The organism is Nitrosospira briensis C-128 (assembly GCF_000619905.2).
GTDB lineage: Bacteria > Pseudomonadota > Gammaproteobacteria > Burkholderiales > Nitrosomonadaceae > Nitrosospira > Nitrosospira briensis.
The window spans coordinates 2,241,400-2,261,892 of record NZ_CP012371.1; the positions used below are offsets into that span (position 1 = coordinate 2,241,400).

Annotated in this window: 19 protein-coding genes; 8 read left to right on the forward strand and 11 right to left on the reverse strand. The window is 52.7% G+C overall.

The features are described 5' to 3' along the window. Positions 1–4: 4 nt before the first annotated feature. A complete protein-coding gene (gene recN / locus F822_RS10130; protein ID WP_025041735.1) occupies positions 5–1,696 on the forward strand; it encodes a DNA repair protein RecN in 1,692 nt (563 codons plus the stop codon). A gap of 159 nt (positions 1,697–1,855) precedes the next feature. Here recN and xth read toward each other — a convergent pair whose 3' ends face one another. Beyond that, on the reverse strand, positions 1,856–2,632 hold the full coding sequence (gene xth / locus F822_RS10135; RefSeq protein ID WP_025041734.1) for an exodeoxyribonuclease III: 777 nt from the start codon (positions 2,630–2,632) through the stop codon (positions 1,856–1,858). A 408-nt stretch (positions 2,633–3,040) separates the two neighbouring features. Between xth and folE the strand changes: the two genes are divergently transcribed. Together folE and F822_RS10145 are read left to right on the forward strand one after the other, a co-directional pair. Beyond that, positions 3,041–3,613 (forward strand): GTP cyclohydrolase I FolE, encoded by a 573-nt coding sequence (folE, locus tag F822_RS10140; RefSeq protein WP_025041733.1) that lies wholly within the window; start codon positions 3,041–3,043, stop codon positions 3,611–3,613. Positions 3,614–3,803: 190 nt separating this feature from the next. Continuing rightward, the gene (locus F822_RS10145; protein ID WP_025041732.1) at positions 3,804–4,727 is read left to right on the forward strand and encodes a hypothetical protein; all 924 of its coding nucleotides are present in this window, start codon (positions 3,804–3,806) and stop codon (positions 4,725–4,727) included. Between the two features lie 86 nt (positions 4,728–4,813). Here the strand turns inward: F822_RS10145 and F822_RS10150 are convergent, their stop codons facing one another. The 3 genes from F822_RS10150 to pmbA form a co-directional block, all read right to left on the reverse strand. Then, positions 4,814–5,548 (reverse strand): LuxR family transcriptional regulator, encoded by a 735-nt coding sequence (locus tag F822_RS10150; RefSeq protein ID WP_025041731.1) that lies wholly within the window; start codon positions 5,546–5,548, stop codon positions 4,814–4,816. A gap of 420 nt (positions 5,549–5,968) precedes the next feature. Continuing rightward, positions 5,969–7,009 carry a phosphoglycerate mutase gene (locus F822_RS10155; protein ID WP_025041730.1) on the reverse strand — a complete coding sequence of 347 codons (1,041 nt, stop codon included), beginning with the start codon at positions 7,007–7,009 and terminating at the stop codon, positions 5,969–5,971. A 282-nt stretch (positions 7,010–7,291) separates the two neighbouring features. After that, the gene (pmbA, locus tag F822_RS10160) at positions 7,292–8,650 is read right to left on the reverse strand and encodes a metalloprotease PmbA (RefSeq protein WP_025041729.1); all 1,359 of its coding nucleotides are present in this window, start codon (positions 8,648–8,650) and stop codon (positions 7,292–7,294) included. Between the two features lie 384 nt (positions 8,651–9,034). Here pmbA and yjgA point away from each other — a divergent pair, with 384 nt between their 5' ends. After that, positions 9,035–9,565 carry a ribosome biogenesis factor YjgA gene (gene yjgA, locus F822_RS10165; RefSeq protein WP_025041728.1) on the forward strand — a complete coding sequence of 177 codons (531 nt, stop codon included), beginning with the start codon at positions 9,035–9,037 and terminating at the stop codon, positions 9,563–9,565. A gap of 326 nt (positions 9,566–9,891) precedes the next feature. Here yjgA and F822_RS10170 read toward each other — a convergent pair whose 3' ends face one another. After that, positions 9,892–10,989: a transglutaminase-like domain-containing protein gene (locus F822_RS10170; RefSeq protein ID WP_025041727.1), complete on the reverse strand. Its 1,098-nt coding sequence runs from the start codon at positions 10,987–10,989 to the stop codon at positions 9,892–9,894. A 129-nt stretch (positions 10,990–11,118) separates the two neighbouring features. Here F822_RS10170 and F822_RS10175 point away from each other — a divergent pair, with 129 nt between their 5' ends. The 3 genes from F822_RS10175 to F822_RS10185 all read left to right on the forward strand — a co-directional run bounded on the left by F822_RS10175 (position 11,119) and on the right by F822_RS10185 (position 14,071). Continuing rightward, positions 11,119–11,805: an alpha/beta hydrolase gene (locus F822_RS10175; RefSeq protein ID WP_025041726.1), complete on the forward strand. Its 687-nt coding sequence runs from the start codon at positions 11,119–11,121 to the stop codon at positions 11,803–11,805. A 215-nt stretch (positions 11,806–12,020) separates the two neighbouring features. After that, a complete protein-coding gene (locus F822_RS10180) occupies positions 12,021–12,485 on the forward strand; it encodes a response regulator (RefSeq protein WP_025041725.1) in 465 nt (154 codons plus the stop codon). A 38-nt stretch (positions 12,486–12,523) separates the two neighbouring features. Further along, a complete protein-coding gene (locus F822_RS10185; RefSeq protein ID WP_025041724.1) occupies positions 12,524–14,071 on the forward strand; it encodes a sensor histidine kinase in 1,548 nt (515 codons plus the stop codon). Positions 14,072–14,159: 88 nt separating this feature from the next. Here the strand turns inward: F822_RS10185 and arfB are convergent, their stop codons facing one another. The 3 genes from arfB to F822_RS10200 all read right to left on the reverse strand — a co-directional run bounded on the left by arfB (position 14,160) and on the right by F822_RS10200 (position 16,768). Beyond that, the gene (gene arfB / locus F822_RS10190) at positions 14,160–14,597 is read right to left on the reverse strand and encodes an alternative ribosome rescue aminoacyl-tRNA hydrolase ArfB (protein WP_025041723.1); all 438 of its coding nucleotides are present in this window, start codon (positions 14,595–14,597) and stop codon (positions 14,160–14,162) included. Between the two features lie 109 nt (positions 14,598–14,706). Further along, positions 14,707–15,594 carry an SDR family oxidoreductase gene (locus F822_RS10195; protein WP_025041722.1) on the reverse strand — a complete coding sequence of 296 codons (888 nt, stop codon included), beginning with the start codon at positions 15,592–15,594 and terminating at the stop codon, positions 14,707–14,709. A gap of 247 nt (positions 15,595–15,841) precedes the next feature. Beyond that, complete coding sequence (locus F822_RS10200) at positions 15,842–16,768, reverse strand: glycosyltransferase family 2 protein (RefSeq protein ID WP_025041721.1); 927 nt, start codon at positions 16,766–16,768, stop codon at positions 15,842–15,844. Positions 16,769–17,297: 529 nt separating this feature from the next. Here F822_RS10200 and F822_RS10205 point away from each other — a divergent pair. Next, entirely contained in the window at positions 17,298–17,657 is a 360-nt protein-coding gene (locus tag F822_RS10205) for a type II toxin-antitoxin system ParD family antitoxin (RefSeq protein ID WP_051536748.1), read from the forward strand. A 187-nt stretch (positions 17,658–17,844) separates the two neighbouring features. On the opposite strand, the gene F822_RS10210 is transcribed toward F822_RS10205, so the two are convergent. From F822_RS10210 to F822_RS10220, 3 genes are all read right to left on the reverse strand, one after another. Continuing rightward, positions 17,845–18,162: a DUF1634 domain-containing protein gene (locus F822_RS10210; protein ID WP_025041719.1), complete on the reverse strand. Its 318-nt coding sequence runs from the start codon at positions 18,160–18,162 to the stop codon at positions 17,845–17,847. Next, positions 18,159–19,019, reverse strand: coding sequence for a sulfite exporter TauE/SafE family protein (locus F822_RS10215; protein ID WP_025041718.1), 861 nt, complete (start codon positions 19,017–19,019; stop codon positions 18,159–18,161). Before F822_RS10215 ends, F822_RS10210 begins: the two co-directional genes overlap by 4 nt. Positions 19,020–19,468: 449 nt before the next feature. Further along, positions 19,469–20,476 (reverse strand): glycosyltransferase, encoded by a 1,008-nt coding sequence (locus F822_RS10220; protein ID WP_197272812.1) that lies wholly within the window; start codon positions 20,474–20,476, stop codon positions 19,469–19,471. Between the last annotated feature and the right edge of the window lie 17 nt (positions 20,477–20,493).

Consider the following 20,493-nt stretch of genomic DNA (forward strand, 5'->3'; position numbering starts at 1 on the left):
CAGCATGCTAAAGTTTCTGAGCATACGGAATTTTGTCATTGTTGACTGCATGGAACTGGAGTTTGCTCCCGGTTTTACTGTGCTTACCGGCGAAACCGGCGCCGGAAAATCCATTCTGATTGATGCGCTCTCGCTTGTACTGGGCGAACGCAGCGAAACGAGTGTCGTTCGTAATGGCTGCGACCGTGCTGAAATCAGCGCGGAGTTCGATATTGGCGGACTGCCGAAGCTCGCGGAATGGTTGCGCGAAAATGGATTCGAAAATCAGGATGACGACCGCGATGTATGCCTGTTGCGCCGGTTGGTGGATGCCGGCGGACGCTCCCGCAGTTTTATCAATGGTCGCGCTGCTACTTTGCAGCAATTGCACGCGGTTGGTGAAAACCTAGTGGATATTCAGGGGCAGCATGCACATCAGTCGTTGTTGCGCAAGGAAGCGCAACGCGAACTGCTCGACGCCTATTCAGGCAACCGACAATTGGCGCAATCTGTCGCAGAAGCGTATCGGCATTGGCAGGGACTTCATCGGCTGCGCGTGTCCCGGGAGCAAAACGCAGCCGCTTTCGCTCAGGAGCGCGAGCAACTGGAGTGGCAAGCAAGGGAGATCTCCGCGCTGAATTTTTCGCTTGATGAGTGGCAGGCGTTGCAAGCCGAGCACAGCCGACTCTCCCATGCGGTCGCTTTGCTTGAAGCGACGCAGATTGGACTTGAAACCCTGTCGGAAGGCCAAACCGCCGCGCTTTCGCAGCTAAATTCGGTCATTTTGCGTCTGAGCCAGGTACTTGAATGCGATAGCAGCCTCAAAGTGGTACTGGATTTGCTCGAGCCGGCGCAAATCCAGTTACAGGAAGGCGTGTATGAACTTGGGCGTTATCAACAGCGTCTTGATCTGGATCCCCAACGTCTACAGGATATAGAGGCCCGCCTAGCGGCGGTTCACGCTACGGCCAGAAAATACCGGGTTGTTCCCGATCAACTGCAGGAGCTGTTGAGGACGGTCACCGAGCGGCTGGAAGAACTGGGTCACAAAGAAGATGGTGAGTCGCTGGCGAGGCAAGAGGCGACAGCCAGAGATGAATATCTCAAGCTTGCAAAAGAATTGAGTGTCGGGCGGACAGGCGCAGCGGCCACGCTTGCCCGGCAGGTCACTGTCGCAATGCAAACCCTGGCGATGGCAGGGGGAGAGTTCTCGGTAACGCTGACCTCGCTCGAGCAAGGCAGTGCGAACGGCATGGAGCAAATCGAGTTCCAGGTTTCCGCCCATCAGGGCCTGCCGCTGCGACCATTGGCAAAGGTCGCGTCAGGCGGGGAGTTGTCGCGGATCGGCCTGGCGATACATGTCATCACGAGCAAGCTCGGCATGACGCCCACGCTCATATTCGATGAGGTAGACGCAGGTATTGGTGGTCGAGTCGCAGAAATGGTAGGGGGAATGCTGAAAAAACTCGGCGCGGAGCGTCAGGTGTTGTGCATAACCCATCTAGCCCAGGTTGCGTCGGCGGGAGACCATCAATGGCAGGTTACCAAATCAGCCGATCCCGCTAATCCAGGAAACATATCGAGCCGCATCGCTGTGCTTGAAAGGCAGGAGCGAATCGAGGAAATTGCGCGAATGCTGGGCGGTGCAAAAATAACTGACACCACCCGTAAGCATGCCGCCGAGATGTTGCTATCCGCCGGGGCAGAAGACGTTTGATCGGACGAGATTTCCTGCAGCTTGTCGGGCTTAAAGAATCGCGGCGAAAAAGTGGCTGGGTGAGGGCAGATTTTGAGGATTTTGAAGGCCAATAGTTATTCTATTGGCCGAAAAAGCGGCGAATATGAACCAGCCAGACGCTTTTGCAGCCGATTTCCTTTAAGTCCGACAGGCTGCTAGTTCCACCATTACCGGTGCATGATCGGAAGGCCGTTCGAGTTTGCGTGTTGCCTTGTCGATAACACACGCGGTACATACTTCGGCAAGGTCTTTACTTAATAGAATGTGGTCTATCCGCAAACCCATGTTGCGGCGGAAGGCCATCATGCGATAGTCCCACCAGGTGTAGGATTTTTCCGGCTGTTCGAATAGACGGAAGCTGTCCATGAGGCCCAGATTGAGTACTTCACGAAATGCCTCACGCTCCGGCAGGCTGAACAGAACCTGGCCTTCCCATAACTTTGGGTCGTGTACGTCGTGCGCTTCCGGTGCGATATTGAAATCGCCCAGCAACACCAGTTTCGGATGCTGGCTTAACATGTCTCGAATCCAGTCCGTGAGGGCGGCGAGCCACCTCAGCTTATATTGGTATTTTTCGGACTCGACGTTCTCACCGTTGGGAACGTAAATACAGATTATCCGCACATCGCCGTAAACTGCGCTCAGAACGCGCTTTTGAGGATCATCAAAACCGGGTATGGCGGTGATAATTTCGCTTCCCGGCTGTTTGCTGAGCAAAGCGACGCCATTATAGGTTTTCTGGCCGCTATAAAGCGTTTGGTAACCAGCCGTCGCAATGGCTTCTATCGGGAAATTCTCGTCTTGCAGCTTCGTCTCTTGCAGGCACAGCACATCGGGTTGATACACCGCCAGCCAGTCGAGAACCTGCGGTAGGCGGACCTTGAGAGAGTTTACGTTCCATGTGGCAATTTTCATGCGTTCATTTTATCAAATTTGCACGTGCGGCCTTCAACAAATAGTCGTAACGCAAATCACGCACCATGGTTTGTTGATTTCCGGATAAATCATCAGATATACCCCGCTTGATTGCCATGCGCTCCGCCCCAGATTTATTTAAAAGTTTTCCAATTATGTTGTGCTATTATGGAATTAGGCGTGTTGGGCTGAGTGCGGGCTACTCGGAGCACTCGCGCCGGCCCTCATCGGGATCTTGGGGTGACTATCGCATGTCTGCCCGCTACACTCAGTATTACTCGTGGCGCTCTTTCAGCCGCACTTATACATGTCTCTTAAACGGGAGCTGGTGCCGATGTTTAGCAGGAATACGATCGATATTGGTGCTTATCGCACATTGTTTCCCTTTCCAACAGAGCCGTGGCTATTATGAATACTTCAGATGACTCGGAAGAATTTGGTGTAGCCGATTGGCGGCGGCTATTGCGTTCGATCGGTGAAGACCCATCACGTCAGGGCCTGGTTGAAACGCCGGGTCGCATCACGCGTGCCTGGGCTCATTGGACACGCGGCTATAAACAGGACCCGGCAGCGATTCTCAAGACATTTGCCGATGGTGGCGAAAGTTATGACGAGCTGATCGTTGTCAGGCAAATACCGGTTTACTCGCATTGTGAGCACCATCTTGCCCCCTTCTTCGGTCACGCAACCGTTGGGTATCTTCCGAGCGGACACATCGTTGGGTTGTCGAAGTTGACACGACTGGTCAATTGTTTTGCTGCACGCTTGCAGGTTCAGGAACGCCTGACCCAGCAAATTGCGCAGTCCCTGATTGAGCATCTTCAGCCCAAGGCTGTCGGTGTAATTATTCGCTGCCGCCACATGTGCATGGAATCGCGGGGAATCGCCGTCGCTGGCGAAGAGACCGTCACTTCGGCAATGCTTGGCGATCTGAAGACAAACGCCGCTCAACGAGCCGAGTTCCTGGCGCTGGCCGAGTAACTTCTGCGAAAGCAGCGATCCTGAAAGTTTGCGCTAATATCCCTGTTTGCAACGTTGAATTACAGGGCAATAGAACACATGGTCTGAAGAATACGGAGCCATGGCGCGGCTATAACACTTACCCATCATTCGGTTTTCCAATTATCCACATCAGTGAATCTCGTGCATAACCACCTGGAGTGCAAAGCGTATGACACCGGCTAAATATCTGTCCATTTTCACACCGGCGACCAAGCTTGAAAGGGAAGAAAATTTTGAAGATTACTGGGAGTTTACTCAGCAGCATGGCGGTCAACTTTTTGAAGGTGCGAAGGATCTGGAAAAAAAGCGTGCCAGGCTCAAGTACTTTCAGGAGCATCCCGTTAGATTGCGCCAGCCGCTTGCTAATCCCGAAACCTTTTACCGCAATTATGTCGAGATGCAGGATGATCCCGGGTCAATGGATCGCATGACGCTGATGTTGACGTGCATTTATAAATTCGCGAGACACGAGTGGGTAGGAATAAAAGGCGCCTGGGATGTCATTCCTGATATGGCACATTCATATAAAGTAACTGACAAAATCAGTCGCATGCATTTAGCCGAAGAATTTTGCCATGTACGCCTTTTTAACGAAATGTTACGCACATGTGGTCTGGATAAGGTGGAGTGGGTACCTTTAGGGCCGATCAAGGAAAAAATCTACGAGCAATTTCCAAAAGTTCCGGGATTCTTGAAGGACTCGCCCGCTTTTATTACCGAACTGATGGGAGTAACGTTTTATTGTCACCTATACCGCTTGTTTGATGAGATATTGGCTGACGAACCCGAAGTCTGCAGTCGTTTAAAAGAACTGCTGGACGAGATTACAATTGATGAAGTAGCGCATGTGGGCCAACGAAGGAATTTTATCGGCCCTATAGGGATGGGAATTTCCAAAGCACTGGTTAAACCTTTCTATACGATGTTTTTCAAAGATATACCCGAAATCGGACAATTACTGGATGTTGACCAGATGATCAAGGACGGTGTTTCTTTTGATTTCAATGAGTTGCCTGCGCACATGATCGAGCGCAGCTGGGTTCCCTCCTATTGCAAGGCATTAGGCATATCGGAAATGAGTTCCGAGCTTTGAAAATTCGGCTATAGCGGGGTATTTAGCGAAGTTACAACGGTACTTTCCATCCCTGAGGACAGCGCGGAGCCTGTCCAGCAGGGCACTTATATAATAGTGCAGGGTTCGATGAGTCCCATGGAAATGGCGCGGGAAATGGCTTGCTGACGGTTGACCACACCCATTTTCTGTGCCGCGTTCTGAAGATGAAAAGTGACCGTACGTTCCGATATGTTGACGATGTTGCCTATTTCCCAGCCGGTTTTTCCTTCGGCTGCCCATAGTAAACATTCTTTTTCCCTTTCTGTCAGACTGATCCGTTTCAAAGGGAGCGGACCTTTACTCAGAACGACACGCTGCACTGCCTCGTGTAGATAACAGGTCAATAGCTGGGCCTTGTCCATCGTCGCGATAATATCATCCTGAGCTTCACGAGAGTCGCGGGAGGTTGAAAGGCTCAGCATTGCAGCTTCGCCTCGCCCACCGTGAACCGAGAAGCTGGCCCCGCTCGCCAGGCCGCAGTCCTTTGCCTCGCTTCTTATCCTTGCTTCCTTGCGGCCCTTGAAAATCTCGTTCCTCCAGATGACTGGAATTGACGTTTTGGCGCAGTGGGAAACAGTAGGATCAATACTGGCGTAACCTTCCTCGTCATAATGTTTTCGCCATGCTTCCGGATAACAACTGAGAATGAACCGATAGGGACGGGTAAGCGACGTATTTACCTGCACGCCGTATAGAAAATGCTCGAATCCCATCTGGCCAACAATAGCTGTGGCATCCCCGTGCAGCTCTTCCACGGTATTGCAGTTCAGCAACGACTCGAATAGTTGTAAATTAGTCATGATTTTCTCCTCATGATATCCCCTTTTTATTGCAAAATTCTTACCGCCGGTTTACGAGTCTTGGACATTTTACCAACAAGTTACTTATACAAAGCGTTATTTGCGAAGCGAGATCATCTGGAGTTTATTGATTTGCCGCGCAATAGAGATTCGTTTCCTTGCCCCATCACATTTGCTGGTTAAAGTTATTATGAATCATATTGAACATTTTTAACGTGCTGAAAAAGACGGAAAAAACATGGCTTTTCTGCTGATACCTGGCAGCCTGTCGGACCTGAAGGAAATCGGCTGAAAAAGCGCTTGGCCGGTTCATATTTTGCTGCTTTTTCGATCAATAAAATAACTATTGGCCTTCAAAATCCTCAAAATGCGCTTCACCCAGTCACTTTTTCGCCGAGATTCTTCAAGTCCGACAGGCTGCTAACCGGCATAGATCGAGATCGATTTTGGCCTGCGCCAGAATTTCCTCAAGTCGACGCGTCTTGCAGTAAAATTTTTGCTTTTGCATTCACCGAGTGCGGTGAGGGTTATCCGATCGAACAGACCCTGCCTGGACATTGCCCACAAAGGTGCAAACCAGCTTCGTTCGAGCTCTTTCAAACTTTCGCGCCAGCCATATGCATCCGCGTACTGAGCTTTTCCATAGAGGGCGTCAAGCACGACGAGATGATGGCCGGACGCAGCGGATCGCTGCCACATCGCCGCGCTTGGCGGAAGCGGTATATGATCTGTACCAGATGCCAGCGCCAGGGAGCGGGCAAGGACATTATTGCTCCAAATAGAAGTATACGGAGAACTCGGCGATTCCGGCATGACCCCGCCGCCCCAGAACCAGGTACTGTTAATGACTGGTTCGCCATGCGCCTCTCGCGACTGGTTAAGCGGATGCGAATGCAGCAGCATTTGAATTTCATTGAAAAGGCCGCGCCAGAACGTTTGGTTCACGCCGAACGGCAGCAATTCATTGATGCCTCTGTTTGCAGCCTCGCTGAGCAAATGTGTTTTTGCCGCGGGTGTTTTTGTTACGCGCATATACCAGCGATCGGGCCGTAGCGGCAAGAACACCAGTTCCTGGCTACTTGCCGCAAAGTGCTGGTTGAGCACGCCGGTAAGCGCCTCGGCCTCTTGCGATGAAATCCCGAAAACACGGCTATCAGCCAGTACGATCTGATCACGCTCGATATGCAAGTGCACCGGGTCGGCGCGAATCCAGTAATCGTTTCCTGCTTTTATATCCTCCGCTCCGTCGACCAGCAGAGCAAGAGGTGCAACTGGCCAGTCCTGCTGTTTTGCGACGCTAAACGCCCCGCAGAGCCAAGCCTCCAGTCCTTCCGACTCATCGTCATCGCTCGAACATTTTGCAATCAGATTCTCCAGTGCGGGCAGCGATAGATCACGGTAAATGTCCGGAAGCCCGGCATCGGGCCAAAAGAGGGCAGGAACAAGCAAATGTAGATTCATCGTGAGTTCGAGCGTGAGGCGAAACCATTGCCGGGCCGGCAATGCCGAGCAGACGGGGGAGAAGGCGAATCAACGCGCATTCGCCCAGGGCGTAAACAGAAAAGCGGATGCTGAAAAACTGAGTGCTTTCGGAGTGCTTTAACCTGAATCCGGTAATTGACCGCTCATTTTCCAGCTCGCTGGTCAACCAAACGCTATAACCGAAAAGTATTTTTCGTATCCTATGAGCTTCACCTTCTTGGTGCGCTCACTTCACCCAGTCCAACTGCGCCGGGTTTAGGTTTAGCCGCCCGCGACCATCATGCGGTCAATCAGCAGGGAGCCGCATTGCTTGGAACCACGCGCAATCACGTCGTTACCGACTGCGGAGATGCCGAGCAACATATCTTTCAGGTTGCCTGCGATAGTGATTTCCTCCACGGCATGGCGGATTTCTCCATCCTCCACCCAGAAGCCCGCTGCGCCGCGTGAATAATCTCCTGTGACGGGGTTTACGCCTTGACCGAGTAATTCAGTTACCAGTACGCCTTTATTCATTTTCTTGAGCAGGGCGGAGAACTCGAGCCCGGCGCCATTATCCAGAATAAGGTTGTGGTTACCCCCGGCATTTCCGGTCGTGCTCAACCCAAGCTTGCGAGCGGAATAACTGCCGAGAAAATACCCCTGCACCACGCCATTCTCTACTACTTTGCGTTCACGCGTGGCGACACCCTCGCTATCGAACGACCCACTAGCCAACCCTTTTTTCAAGTGAGGCACCTCCCGGATCTGAATATCGGGGGCAAATACCTGTTTGCCGATACTGTCCAGTAAAAATGACGACTTGCGGTAAAGACTGCCGCCGCTCACGGCGCCGACAAAATGGCCCATCAGGCTGGCTGCAATCGGTGCTTCAAATAGAACAGGTACTTCGCAGGTTGCAATTTTCCTGGCGCCCAGGCGCGCAACACTGCGCATTCCCGTCTTTCTGCCAACGCTATCTGCATGCTCCAGATCAGCGGCATCGCGCGCGACGCTATACCAATAATCGCGCTGCATCGTATCATCCTGGCTTGCAATCACCGCGCAACTGATGCTGTGACGAGAACCGGGATAGCCGCCCATGAATCCCAGGCTGTTGGCATACACAAACTGGGACTCGCTCAACGAAACGCTCGCCCCTTCAGAATTGGTGATGCGCTTATCAACCGCGAACGCGGCCGCCTCACAGGTTTGGGCGAGCTGGATCGCCTGCTCCACCGGCAAATCCCACGGAAAATACAAGTCAAGGTCAGGGAATTCTCGCGCCAGCAAGTCGCTATCGGCCAGCCCTGCGCAATCGTCGGCGGCCGTGTGCCCGGCAATCGACAGGGCTGCCGCAACCGTGTCGTTTATTGCCTGGGGCGCGAAATCCGAGGTGCTTGCATGGCCGCGCTTCTGGCCGATGTAAACCGTTACCGAAAGTCCCTTGTCACGATTGTATTCTATGGTTTCGACCTCTCCGCGCCGGACCGTCACACTCTGGCCGAAACCATCTGATATGTCGGTCTCACAGGCGCTGGCGCCGTTTTTTTTGGCATAATCCAGAACGTCCTGCGCAATTTTTTGAAGCACGGGGAAAGGATAGGAAAAACGCGGGGAAGGGCGGGTATTATCGTTCATGGCGATTTTAAGGGGAGATACCTTATATTGATTAGCTGGCAAAATAACACCCGCAAGCTCGTTTTTCAGCAAGTAGTAAACAGACTGGCCTGAGATTACATTAAACCTAAATCCGGCAGTTGACCGCTCATTTAATAGATCAGTGTATGATTAATAACAATATTTCATATTATTTGGCGCTCACCTTCCGGGTGAGGGGCGCTACGGGGCGAATTGCACAGTTTTTGCGGCACATGGCTACGTTGCAACTCCTTGGAATGGAACAACCATTCCGCGTCGTTGCGCCTTGCCCTGCACCCCAAAAACCGTACACTTCCCCCCGTCCAACTACCGGATTTAGGTTCAATGACGCTATGATAGCAGTTTCTTGAATTGGGAAGCACAGTGCAAAAAACCCCAACAAACGATTCCGGACCACTTCCGGTCAGCAAGACCCGGCGCAAACAGGAAATGCATGCGCTCCAGGACATGGGCGAACAACTGATACAGCTCGATCCCAAACGGCTGGCCGAACTTGACCTGCCGGAAACGCTGGCTGACGCCATACTCGAAGCCAAGCGGATACGCAAGCATGGAGCGCTTCGCCGGCAAATGCAATTTATCGGCAAGCTGATGCGTGACGTAGACGCGGCGCCAATACAGGAAAAACTTGACGCCTGGAACGGCCTGAGCGCGCAACATACGGCATGGCTGCATCTGCTGGAACGCTGGCGCGAGCGGTTGCTGGCGGATGAACTGGCGCTGGGCGAGCTTGGGCAGAAATATCCTTCCGCAGACCTGCAGCAATTGCGGTTGCTGACGCGCAACGCGGAAAAGGAAAGGCTTGCGAACAAGCCACCCAAAAGTTTTCGTATGCTATTTCATGAGCTGCAAAAAATTATTCCCGAAGGCTCGGAGTGGACCGATAACGAATGACGAGCCACGGAACGCATAACTGAGTAGACGTCCCTTCCGCATGCCATGGAAAGCACGCGGGTTGGAAATAAATTTGAAATAGCTAGCCCGGATATTTCATAAATTGACGCGCGCCCTTGCTGGTCTTTTGTTTCGTATGAAAATTTCGTTCAGTCGGGCGTATGAATAACTACGCCACTCTTTCACAAAATCTCCCTACGAAACAAAATCCTGCGCAATCATCACGCGAATTTATGAAACATCCGGGCTAGGGATGTGTTGCGAAGTATCAGTCGAACTGCGTCCCCTGCTTGCAAAACCGGGGCCTGTTCAGCATTTTTCACTCACTAAAATTTGACGCCCGTCCCCACGAGTTCCGATGAGACAATTTTGTAGGCAAACTCAGCCGGATCAAGGCTGTCCCGCTCGTGGCCGCCAATCTCGGCCTGGGGATACATGAAAAACGGCAGTTCTTTAAAAACGCTGTCTTTTGCCAGGGTGATATCTTTGCCATGATTGAATGCCACCCAGTTCATTTCCCATGCACCGAATAGTTTTTCGCGCAATTCAATCACTCGCGGATTGGTGATCAGCAATGCCTCTTCCAGCGCCAGTTCGCGCACATCAGCGGGGTCCACGGGTACCCAGCCCAGGCCGGCAAGATAAAATTCCGCCCGGACGTGCTGGGCAGTGGTGATATCATCGGATTGTCCGAGGGCTTTGTGGGTCGCCGATTCATCTATGCGAATTCCGTAATGGTCCCGCGCGGGAACGCCTGCTGCACGCGCCAGTCCCACAAATAAAGCATTAAGGTCGGCGCATTTTCCGCCCATATTGCCGCTTTCCAGCATGAGCTTGATATCGCCCCGGCCACAGCCACGGGTTGCCGGATCGCGATAGGAATTGTCCACCACCCAGTTATAGACGGCATGCGCTTTTTGCAGAGGCGTCTGGGCATTGGCGTCCTTGATGATTGACAGTGCAGTCTTGCGTACAATACCGTCTAGCGGTATGTGCTTTGTCGGTAGTAGAAAACGTTTCACATCCGCAGGGATGGCGCCCGTGCCTCGCTCGGAATAATGCTTCAGGTCGACAGAGCGATCAACCGTCTTCACAATACTGCTCACCGAAACGGTGCGTGGACCGGTACCCCGCCACTCAGCGTAAAACATGGGTGAAGATGTTCCGGGAACGGTCTCGAACTTGGCAACAGTCGGATTGCCGCTCCAGACGCTGCCTTGAGAAAACTGATGGGGTGTATCGTCGGTATCGGGTAAGGGTACCCATAAACGCGCTTTTTTTCCGTCGGCGGGAAGCTCGAACTTATAGGTCAGGCGATAAGTATGCCGCCGTGACGGGATAGCCTGTTGAGCAAACACGGATGGGGCGACGGGAAATAATGCGGCGCTTGCTCCCGCCAATTTGATAAAATCCCTGCGTTTCATATTTTCTCCTGCTATAGGGGTTTCGTCTTGAAGTTTTGTCTTGAAAATCGAAAGTGCGAATCTAATACTACCCTCGCGTTAAGTCAACTAATCAATTAATCAAATTTTGTCAAATTTTTTTCTCGCTTGATGACTACTATTCCTACCGATCTGCTTCCCGCGATTGAACTGGAAACCGGGGCCAGCCCAACTCATACTATCATATGGATGCATGGTCTCGGTGCGGATGGCAATGATTTCGTCCCGATCGTGGATGCGCTCGCGCTGCCTTCAGCAATACATATTCGTCTTGTGTTTCCACATGCCCCGAAGCGCCCGGTGAGCATTAACCGCGGCATGGTGATGCGCGCATGGTACGACTACGACCTGATCGATACGAATGCAGGCCTTCACGAAAATATGGAAAGCTTGTACGGGTCGCAACGGGCAGTCGAATCGCTGCTCGCGCGCGAAAACCAGCGGGGAATAAAGTCGGAGAATATTGTTCTGGCCGGTTTTTCTCAAGGTGGAGCGCTAGCGCTTCACACCGGTTTGCGCTATCCGGAAAAACTTGCCGGCGTGATGGCCTTGTCATGCAATCTCCCTCTGCCGCAAACATTGGTGGCGGAAGCGTGCCGGGCTAATCTGCCAGCATCCATTTTCATGGCGCACGGTGAAAGCGATGATGTCATACCGATGATAGTGGCATCCGCGTCAAGACGGCAACTGGTCGAACTAGGCTATGCAGTGGAATGGCATGAGTATCGGATGGCGCACTCCGTTTGCGAAGAGGAGATAGTCGATATTGGCGAATGGCTGAAGCGGGTCTTGATCTGAATCCGCTCCGCGGTGTCGATCACTGGTGTTTCTGAATCAAATGTTGCAACGCAGCATAATCTTTACATCCCCACCTTTCCGACTGCACAAATTGCAGTCTTCACAAAATTTTTACACGTGCGTGACACACCCTTCACGTAGACTATATTATGCTGTTTACGGGAACGCACCCGTAAACTTGTCTGCAGTTTAAACAGAAACCGGAGGAAACCCAAATGCATGCACCCACTCAACGTCTGGAAACCGATAAGCTGCCCGGCCAACTGCCGGGTTCGGTATTGGCAAAAGAAAACGGTGCTACACAACGAATCGCGCATGTCGACGACGATCCGGATATTCGCGATACTGTGAGGCGTATTCTCGATGCAAATGGATATACAGTCGATAGCTATCAGACGATGAGTGATTTCATCGCTTCGCTGCTGAAGAATCCCGCGAGTCCACCTGATCTGGCGATCCTCGATGTAATGGTTGAATCGATGGACTCGGGGCTGGAAGCCTATGTGGAACTCCGAAAACATTTTCCTGAGCTGCACATGATATTCATGACCTCTCTCGGCGAGGAAATCCGTCCTTATTTCACTGGAATATCCGACGAATGGATTTTAATCGTGGAAAAACCTGTTGACGCGATCAGCTTTTTATCGATTGTTCGTCATCGACTGGATGCCGCTGCGTAATCTCGAATTTCCAGCAGATTCTTCCTGCGGAATTTAACATGGCGATTGCCGAATTTTCCTGGGCTGCATCCAAAAATGCATCCAAAACTTCGCTCGCTTTCCCGCATGCCGGGTTAACAGGCTCGAAGCTGAGCGACGAAGTACTGATTGGTAACGCGCGGTGGTTTATCATTTTTCGATGGGGGGTCATCGCTGTTCTCCTCATTTTTCAAATATTTGCGCTCGTTGCTTCAGATACGCTGACCGAAATCGGCATCACTCACCAGCAGGGATGGCCTGTTGTCATAACGGCGCTGTTATGTATCGCAAATATCAGCTGCATCTATGCGCTGGATTTTCGCAAGCGGACAAAATATAACTCCCCGTCTATAAATATCTGGGCGCAAATCATCGTCGACCTCCTATGCCTGTCGGTCGTCGTGCATTACGTTGGCAGTATTGCGACCCCAGCACCATTCTTTTATGTGCTGCACATCGCCTTATCGTGCATCTTTTTTTCGACGGTTGAGAGTCTGATCGTTACGGTTCTGGTTTGCGTCATGTATTCGGTCGTTCTATTGTTTGAAAATCCGCTTCTTTTTCTGGCGCCTCAATCCGTATTGATAGACTCGAATGCATCTGGCATCAGCTCGCTTAAAATCCATACATTTCTATGGATGTTTACGCTTGACGTGCTCTTTGTCATTGTCTGGTATGTTGTTTCACGGCTGTCGATCGTCGTGCGTGTCCACGAGCGGCACATAGTGGATGCTTACGAGCAGATCAGCCGGGCACAAACAGAGAAGGACCGGTACGCCGTGCTCATGACACATCAGCTTAAAGCGCCGCTTGATGCCATTCGCAGCAAGATCAGCCTGATCAAGGGAAATTATTGCGGAGAAGTCTCGCCGGAAATAATGGATGTCATTTTGAAGGTCGATGATCGAGCCGCCGGCATGGCAGGCCTTATTCTGGATGTACTCAAGCTTGAACGATTAAAGGCCGCAGCCCGCGATCCCGCTAATTTGACGTGGGTCAATATCGGGGGTGTCATTTCGAAGTGCATCGATAAATTACAACCTATTGCCAATTCGCATCACATCGATATCAACGCGTCGATCGAAGATTTTGTCGTGGAATGCGTCCCCAGTCAGCTTGATATTCTCTTCGAGAATATCATTGCAAACGCAATCGCCTATTCATATGACGGACGCTCGGTGGAGATTGGGTCTTCTTTCGATAAGCAGAGCTTATCCGCAGCGGTAACTATTATCGACCACGGTATCGGCATAGGCGATAAAGACCTTCCTCATATCTTCGACGAGTATTTTTATACTCCCAGGGCGGCGTTGCATAATAGAACATCAAGCGGAATAGGTTTATCAATCGTAAGAACCGTGGCGGAGAACAATAAACTACGCATCACGGTTTCCAGTGAGCAGAATGTCGGAACCACCTTTTCTGTCGTCTTTCAGGGCGCAAAAAGCGCCCCAACGATAGAAAAGAGCGTGCAGCAAACCGAAAGCCTTATTGCAAATCCTGTGAATTCACCCGTTGAATTGCCTGAGCCCGACAAAAATGAATCTCATCTGGCGCCTATTCATTAGAAATAACCCCCCAACACTACCTGATAAAGCCGGCGATTGAACCCAGCGCATGGCTTGCACTTGGAAGCAATCGTAGCCCTTCACCGCATTATGACAACTGCTCACTCAAGAATTTTTTCCGCATGATCTTGAGCTGGCCTCGCTGAGTTTTGCTGTCGAGCCGCCTTTTCTGCGAACTGCGCGTCGGTTGGGTGGGTTTACGATTCGGAGGCGATTCGGCTGCGCGCCCGATGAGTTCGTATAAACGTCTCAGCGCATCTTCGCGGTTTTTCTCCTGACTGCGATACTGCTGCGCTTTGATAACGACTACACCCTCCCGGGTGATACGCTGATCGTTCAGTTTCAATAAACGCTCTTTGTAAATATCGGGCAGCGATGAGGCGCCGATGTCGAAGCGCAAGTGGATCGCGCTGGAGACCTTGTTGACATTTTGCCCGCCCGCACCCTGCGCGCGGATCGCCTTTATCTCGATCTCGTTCTCGATCGCGCCTATAGCGATGGTTATTTTGCTGGGATTCAGGATCATGTTCTGAGCAGTAGTGCCCCCGCTTCGGTTTATCAGCCATGCTCGATCTCATCGCCGCTAGACGGGATGGGCCGCTGTCTATTATACGGGAAGCATGCACCGCTCATTTTCACACATCATACCAACGAGGCATAAATGGCCTGGGCGAGAAACCAAAATCCAGTGTTGCCTCTGTGTGGTTAAAGCACAGGTCAACATTCATCCGTGTTGCCATTTCCAGCGTTGTGCCCTGCTTATCGGAAACCAGCGCCATGACATTTATCGCGCTGCGAAACATCCATGGCGGCACGGTAAAAAAACGGGCGGGTTTTCCCAGCGAGTCGAATATCTTCTCGACCATTTGGCGATAACTTAACGTCTCGCCACCACTCACGTTATATGCCTTGTTAAACGTGGCGGGTTGCTCAAGCGCCATGAGGCATGCCTCCGCAAGATCATCGGCATGGACAGGCTGGCGTAGCCCCGTCGCCTTTCCCAGCAGCGGAAAAAAATCGTAACGCCGAATAAAACCCGCGATACGCGTTATGTTTTTATCCCGAGCGCAATCATAGACCAGCGTTGGACGAAATACCGTCCAGTTTGTTTCTGAGGCATCGCAAAGACGCCCGATTGCCTCTTCCGCTTCAGCCAGGCGACCGGCAAGGTGCCGTTCCCCCGCATTAGCAGAGTCGACCTTGCTGAACACACTGGTTGAACCAAAGCCGATCATCCGCTTGGTCTGGTGCAGGGCTAGAACCGGCAACAGCGGTGGCAATAACCAGAGCGGCGCCAGATGAATGAGTGCTCGCGCGTCGATAGGTGGAAACTGCTCCGGACGACTGATATCCGACTCATGCCAAATCAACTGCTTGCCGGTTGTGGTCGCATTTTTTTCACCATTGCGGCTGATGGCGTGAACCTCATAGCCGGCAGCCACGAGCCTGGGTAGCAGGAAGTGCCCGATTATGCTGGTCGCACCCGTCACGATAATTTTATGTGGAGAAGCAAGGTCAGGCATTGTCTTGTTAAACACCGGGCGCGGGCATTAAACCCAGATAATTCATTAGGCGGCTCTGCGAGCCTACGCGAGTGCTGGCGGTCAGTTTGCCGCCATTTTTGCTACCTGCGCGGCGTCCATAGACCAAGCTATGGACTTCTCTCAGCCGGCAAAACTGTCTCGCAACCTGCCTCGCCATCATCTCGCGTCCTAATGGATTATCTGGGTTAAACTTTTGAGGCGCTTGCACCGGGAATCCGGCGTAACGCTATTCTCGTCCCAGACCCAGTAGCCGTCCAGCGCGTCGAGCGCTATAAATTGCCGTCATTGCCCCAAAGCGCAGCCATATGCCCATCGCCACCAGCCACATTACGACGCCGGGATACTCATGCCGGAAAAATTTGCGATAGAACCGCATCATCCCCTTGTGTTTGTGCCACTCCACAAATATGGGACGGGAGCGACTGCAGGTTCCCTTATAGTGCACAACCGGAGCATCCGGTACGAAAAGAATTTTCCAACCTTTTTTCCGGAAGCGCATGCACCAATCCAGATCCTCGCAGTGGAGAAAATAACCCTCATCCCAAGGGCCGACATCTTCAATCGCCTTCTGGCGCACCAGCATGAGGGCTCCGGAAATGGCCTCCACCTCAAGCAGGTCCCCCGGTAATACTTGCTTGTGCAGATGAAAATCAAAAAACAGCCGTGGCCAATAACGTTCAAAGCGGTACAAGCCAAAGGCACGAACAAACGAACGCCAGGGCGTAGGAATGGCGCGGCGGCCTCCAGCCTGCTCGGTGCCGTCCTGGTTGATCAGCAGTCCGCCGATCATTCCTGCGGAAGGGTTCGTTTCCAATACCTGAACCAGGCGCGGCAATGAGTCCCCCCTCAAAACACAATCCGGATTCAGGAATAACAAATAAGGCGCAGTAGCCTGTGCGGCACCTATGTTACAGGCCGCGGCAAAACCGAGGTTCGCAGCGTTGCGAATGATCCTGAGTTTCGGTTCTTCGCGAAAACGTTGCGTGCACAGGTCAAGGCTGAAATCCGAAGAGGCATTGTCCACCACCAGTACTTCGATTGCCTGAGGCAATGCCGACTGGATGCACTCCGCCAGGATTTGCCCCGCGTTGTAATTAACGATAACGACCGAGACAGGCAATGGATCCGGACGTGTATTTACCTCGACAACCATGTGGCTCTTTTATCTGTCCCGGCGATCGTTGTGGGCAAGCTAATGCTTGTCCAGTAAAGGGAACCTGATGTCGCAACGACTTGTCCAGCCTGAACTTATTGGCGCATCGTCCTCGGCATTGGCAGAGATAAGGTTGCAGCACTTCATAAACGTCCATTAAAGCTGGCACGCGGTTTCAGCGCGGTAAGGATTACTGCATCGCTGCGCTCCCTCGCCTATTTTTTATCAGTGTATGAGGATGGCGTCAATCGAATCATTCGCAATATCATGCGGCAACATCCGTCTCTTTTGGCGGTGGATGCGCTAGCCTGGGATGGAAAGCTATGAGGATGGAGATCTTGCAGCATGAAGCAAATATCGTTTTTCATTTCGTTTGATGACTTTCTGCGGCGGATTTTAACGCTTGAACAATTGCTATCCTATCTGGTTCGGGCACGCGCATACCTGTGCAAACAATCGGATTGAAAACGACAGGGGATGATAGATGTCGAATGACGACTTGATATATATCCTGGATTAGGAGACTACTATGACCATGCGCGTTAATTTGTCCCCGGAAATGGAAGGCTACATCAAGGGTAAAGTCGCCAGCGGCTTCTATGGCGATGCCACGGAGGTGATCCGCGACGCAATCCGCCGTATGCAGACAGAAGAAAGCCGCGCAGCAGCATGGCAGGCGGCGATCGCCAAAGGTGACGCGCAACTTGATCGGGGCGAAGGTGCGCCCTATACGCTGGAATTCATGGAGCACATGACGCAATCAGCTATTGCCACGATGCACAACGGCCAGCCGATTTTCAGAGGTGTACTGATAGGTAGGTCGGGCTCTGCCCGACGATCAAGAAACGATGTCGGGCGGAGCCCGACCTACCTTGTGCAATCCGCATAGTCGTAATCCTTGCGATCATTCACTGTAACCCTTGCATCATTCACTATGTAGATCGGGGTACCGATCGTCATGTCGAGTGGGTATCAGATGGGGCGCTACTGCGGCATCAACAGGCGGTGTCTGCGGCCTCGTCCGGAAACGACCCGAAGCGGCTTGCCTAGTCGCGATTTTCTTTACCTGGATGCCTTCAAAGACCGATCAGAATTCCGGTGCCAATGATCGCCAGGACAAGCGCTGAAATCATTGTGTAGGCGTAGTCACGCTCGCGCAGGAAGATGGCCAGCATCAGCGCCACACGCGCAACCGGCAAAAGAATGAACAGTGCCACACCGGCTTTCACGATGTCGTAGCCGCTGAGGCCGAAGCTGAGCGAATCCTCGAGTTGTGGTAGAGCGCCCAAGGCCATCCCGGCAGCAATGACGGCCGAGGCGAGCCATGTGCCGTACCAGAGCAGCGCCGCGATGATTTGTTCGTGACGCTCGTAATTGTCGGTCATGGGCTTCATGCCGGACCTCCGGGAATATGCATGCCCAGGGCGCTCAGGAGCATCTGGACAGCAAGCAGTGTAAGGACAATGACGAAGAAGATGCGCAGCTTGTCGGCGGGAAGCTCCATCAGGAGGCGCGCTCCGACGAGTGCCCCGACCACCGATCCCAGCGCCACGGGGCCGGCAATGCCGATGTCGATGTCTCCCCGCACGAAGTAGGCTCCGGCACTCGCAGCAGCCGTCACGCCGATCATGAAATTGGATGTGGCGGACGAAACCTTGATGGGCAGTCGCAAGGCAGTGTCCATCGCGGGGATTTTGAGCACGCCAGAGCCGATGCCGAGCAGCGCCGAGATCAGGCCCGCGCCGTACATCAGGGATAGGCCGAGCGGCACGCGGCCGACCTGATAAGACACGTACTGACCTGGCACATGGTCGGGAAAGCTCGAATGCAGGCGCAGGACTGTGGCCCAGCTTCCGACATTGGGCGTGCTTGCATCGATCACTTCACGACGTCGCGCAAGCATCTGCTTTGCAGAGACAGCCAAAATGAAGGCGAACAAGCCATAGAGGAAGGAAGTCGAGACGATGCCGATCAGAAACACGCCGGTCAGCGCGCCGAGCGTGGTGGCCGTCTCCAGAACGATAGCGAGCCGGATATTGGTTAGCCGACCTTTCAAGAACGGCGCTGCGCTACCGCATGAACAGGCGATGACCGATACGATGCTCGCACCGATTGCCACGTGAATGTCTACGCCAAACAGCAGCGTGAGAATCGGCACGATGAAGATACCGCTTGCCATGCCGAGCACGCCGCCAAGCGCGCTCGCGCCGAAGGCGGCCACGAATAGCCAAAGAATGGTTGATGTTTCCATTGGAGCGGGTTACGTCCGCGTGCGCGGACGCCGGGACAGTCGAATAGCAAACCTGATCAGTTTGCCACGGTAGTAAATTTTTGTAATCAACTGGCCGTTGCCCCTCGCTGTAGGAGATGCGTTCGATGAGGAAAATGGGATTCTGACCTCGGCCCCCAAGGCCTGCGCGACGTGTTCATCTGCCGTGGCAGCTTCGGGTTGGTATTGGGTCTTGAGTAGCGGCAATTTGTATTTATCTTCGAGCAGATCAAAGATTGACTCGGCGCGATGTCTAAAAAGCTTGTCGCGACTTGTCTTAGTTACGGACTGTTACGCTTGACTTTTGAAACTGACAAACATGGCGCCAGAATACCCAGTACCTTCTGCAAGGTTTACTCGCTCGGTGGCGTCGTCGATGGACACCACTCGGCCTAACGAGCTTGGTGAGAAGCCAGAACGGCTCAGCCGTGTCACAAGACAAAGACACCGGCTTGATTAAATCGGCTCTCCCATGAATTTTCCTTTCTGAACTGTGCGGTATTATCCGGGCTCGTGCGATGGGCCAACGCCTGGTTGACGATGTCAGTCATATTTGAATTGCGGTCGATAAGATAAACGCCTTGATCCTCACCTCTGGAGCTCATTTCTCCAAAAGCTGAGCTCAACACGGGCAGCCCCAGGGCCCGGTATTCGTAGAATTTGATCGGATCGACAGAAGCGGTGAGCGTGTCTTTTTTGAACGGAATCAAGCCAACATCGAACTGACGCATTGCCCGTAGCGCCTCTGGATGGGGAAGTGCCGGTTCTGGACGAACATTATCAGGCAGCGGTATTGGCGGCCGTACATACATGGGGCCGATGAGCCGTATTGTTGTCTCGGGATGCGAGTTTGCCAGGGTGACGACAAGCTCCCAATCAAACCAGTGCGCAATGGTACCGAGATAACCAATCACCAGTGGTTGCTCCTCATTCAACGGCCGCGCTTCCGGCACCTCCGGCATTCTTTCCGCTGCACACGCGTTCAGAACGAGGCGAACATCCCGCGCCAGATACGCCAGTCGATCCCGCAATGCGGACGATGATGTCAACACCCTGGATACCCGGCCTGCCGTCTTACGCTCCCGCTTTGCCATTGCATGACGTGACCAGCCTTTATAGAAAGCCGGATAATCATCCATCGCATCATAAAAAGACGAGATGAAGGCTCTCTTTGAAAGCAATCGCAGCGCTAGCGCCGTGGGTTTGCCGATACCGAGTACGGTCGAGCTGTCCGCGAACCGGTCAACCGCCAATTCAACATCTCCCCAGAGCAGACAATTAACCACTTCTGAAAACGGCAGCGGCTCTATCGGTAATGCTTTTGGTTTTACGACTGTCAGCCAGGCGGGAATACCCCGCGCCATATCGCCACATTTGGGGCGCCGAACCAGCACATCGGACAAGGCTGGGAATCGGCCTGGGTAGGGATCGATCCACAAAACCTCGCTTCCAGTGA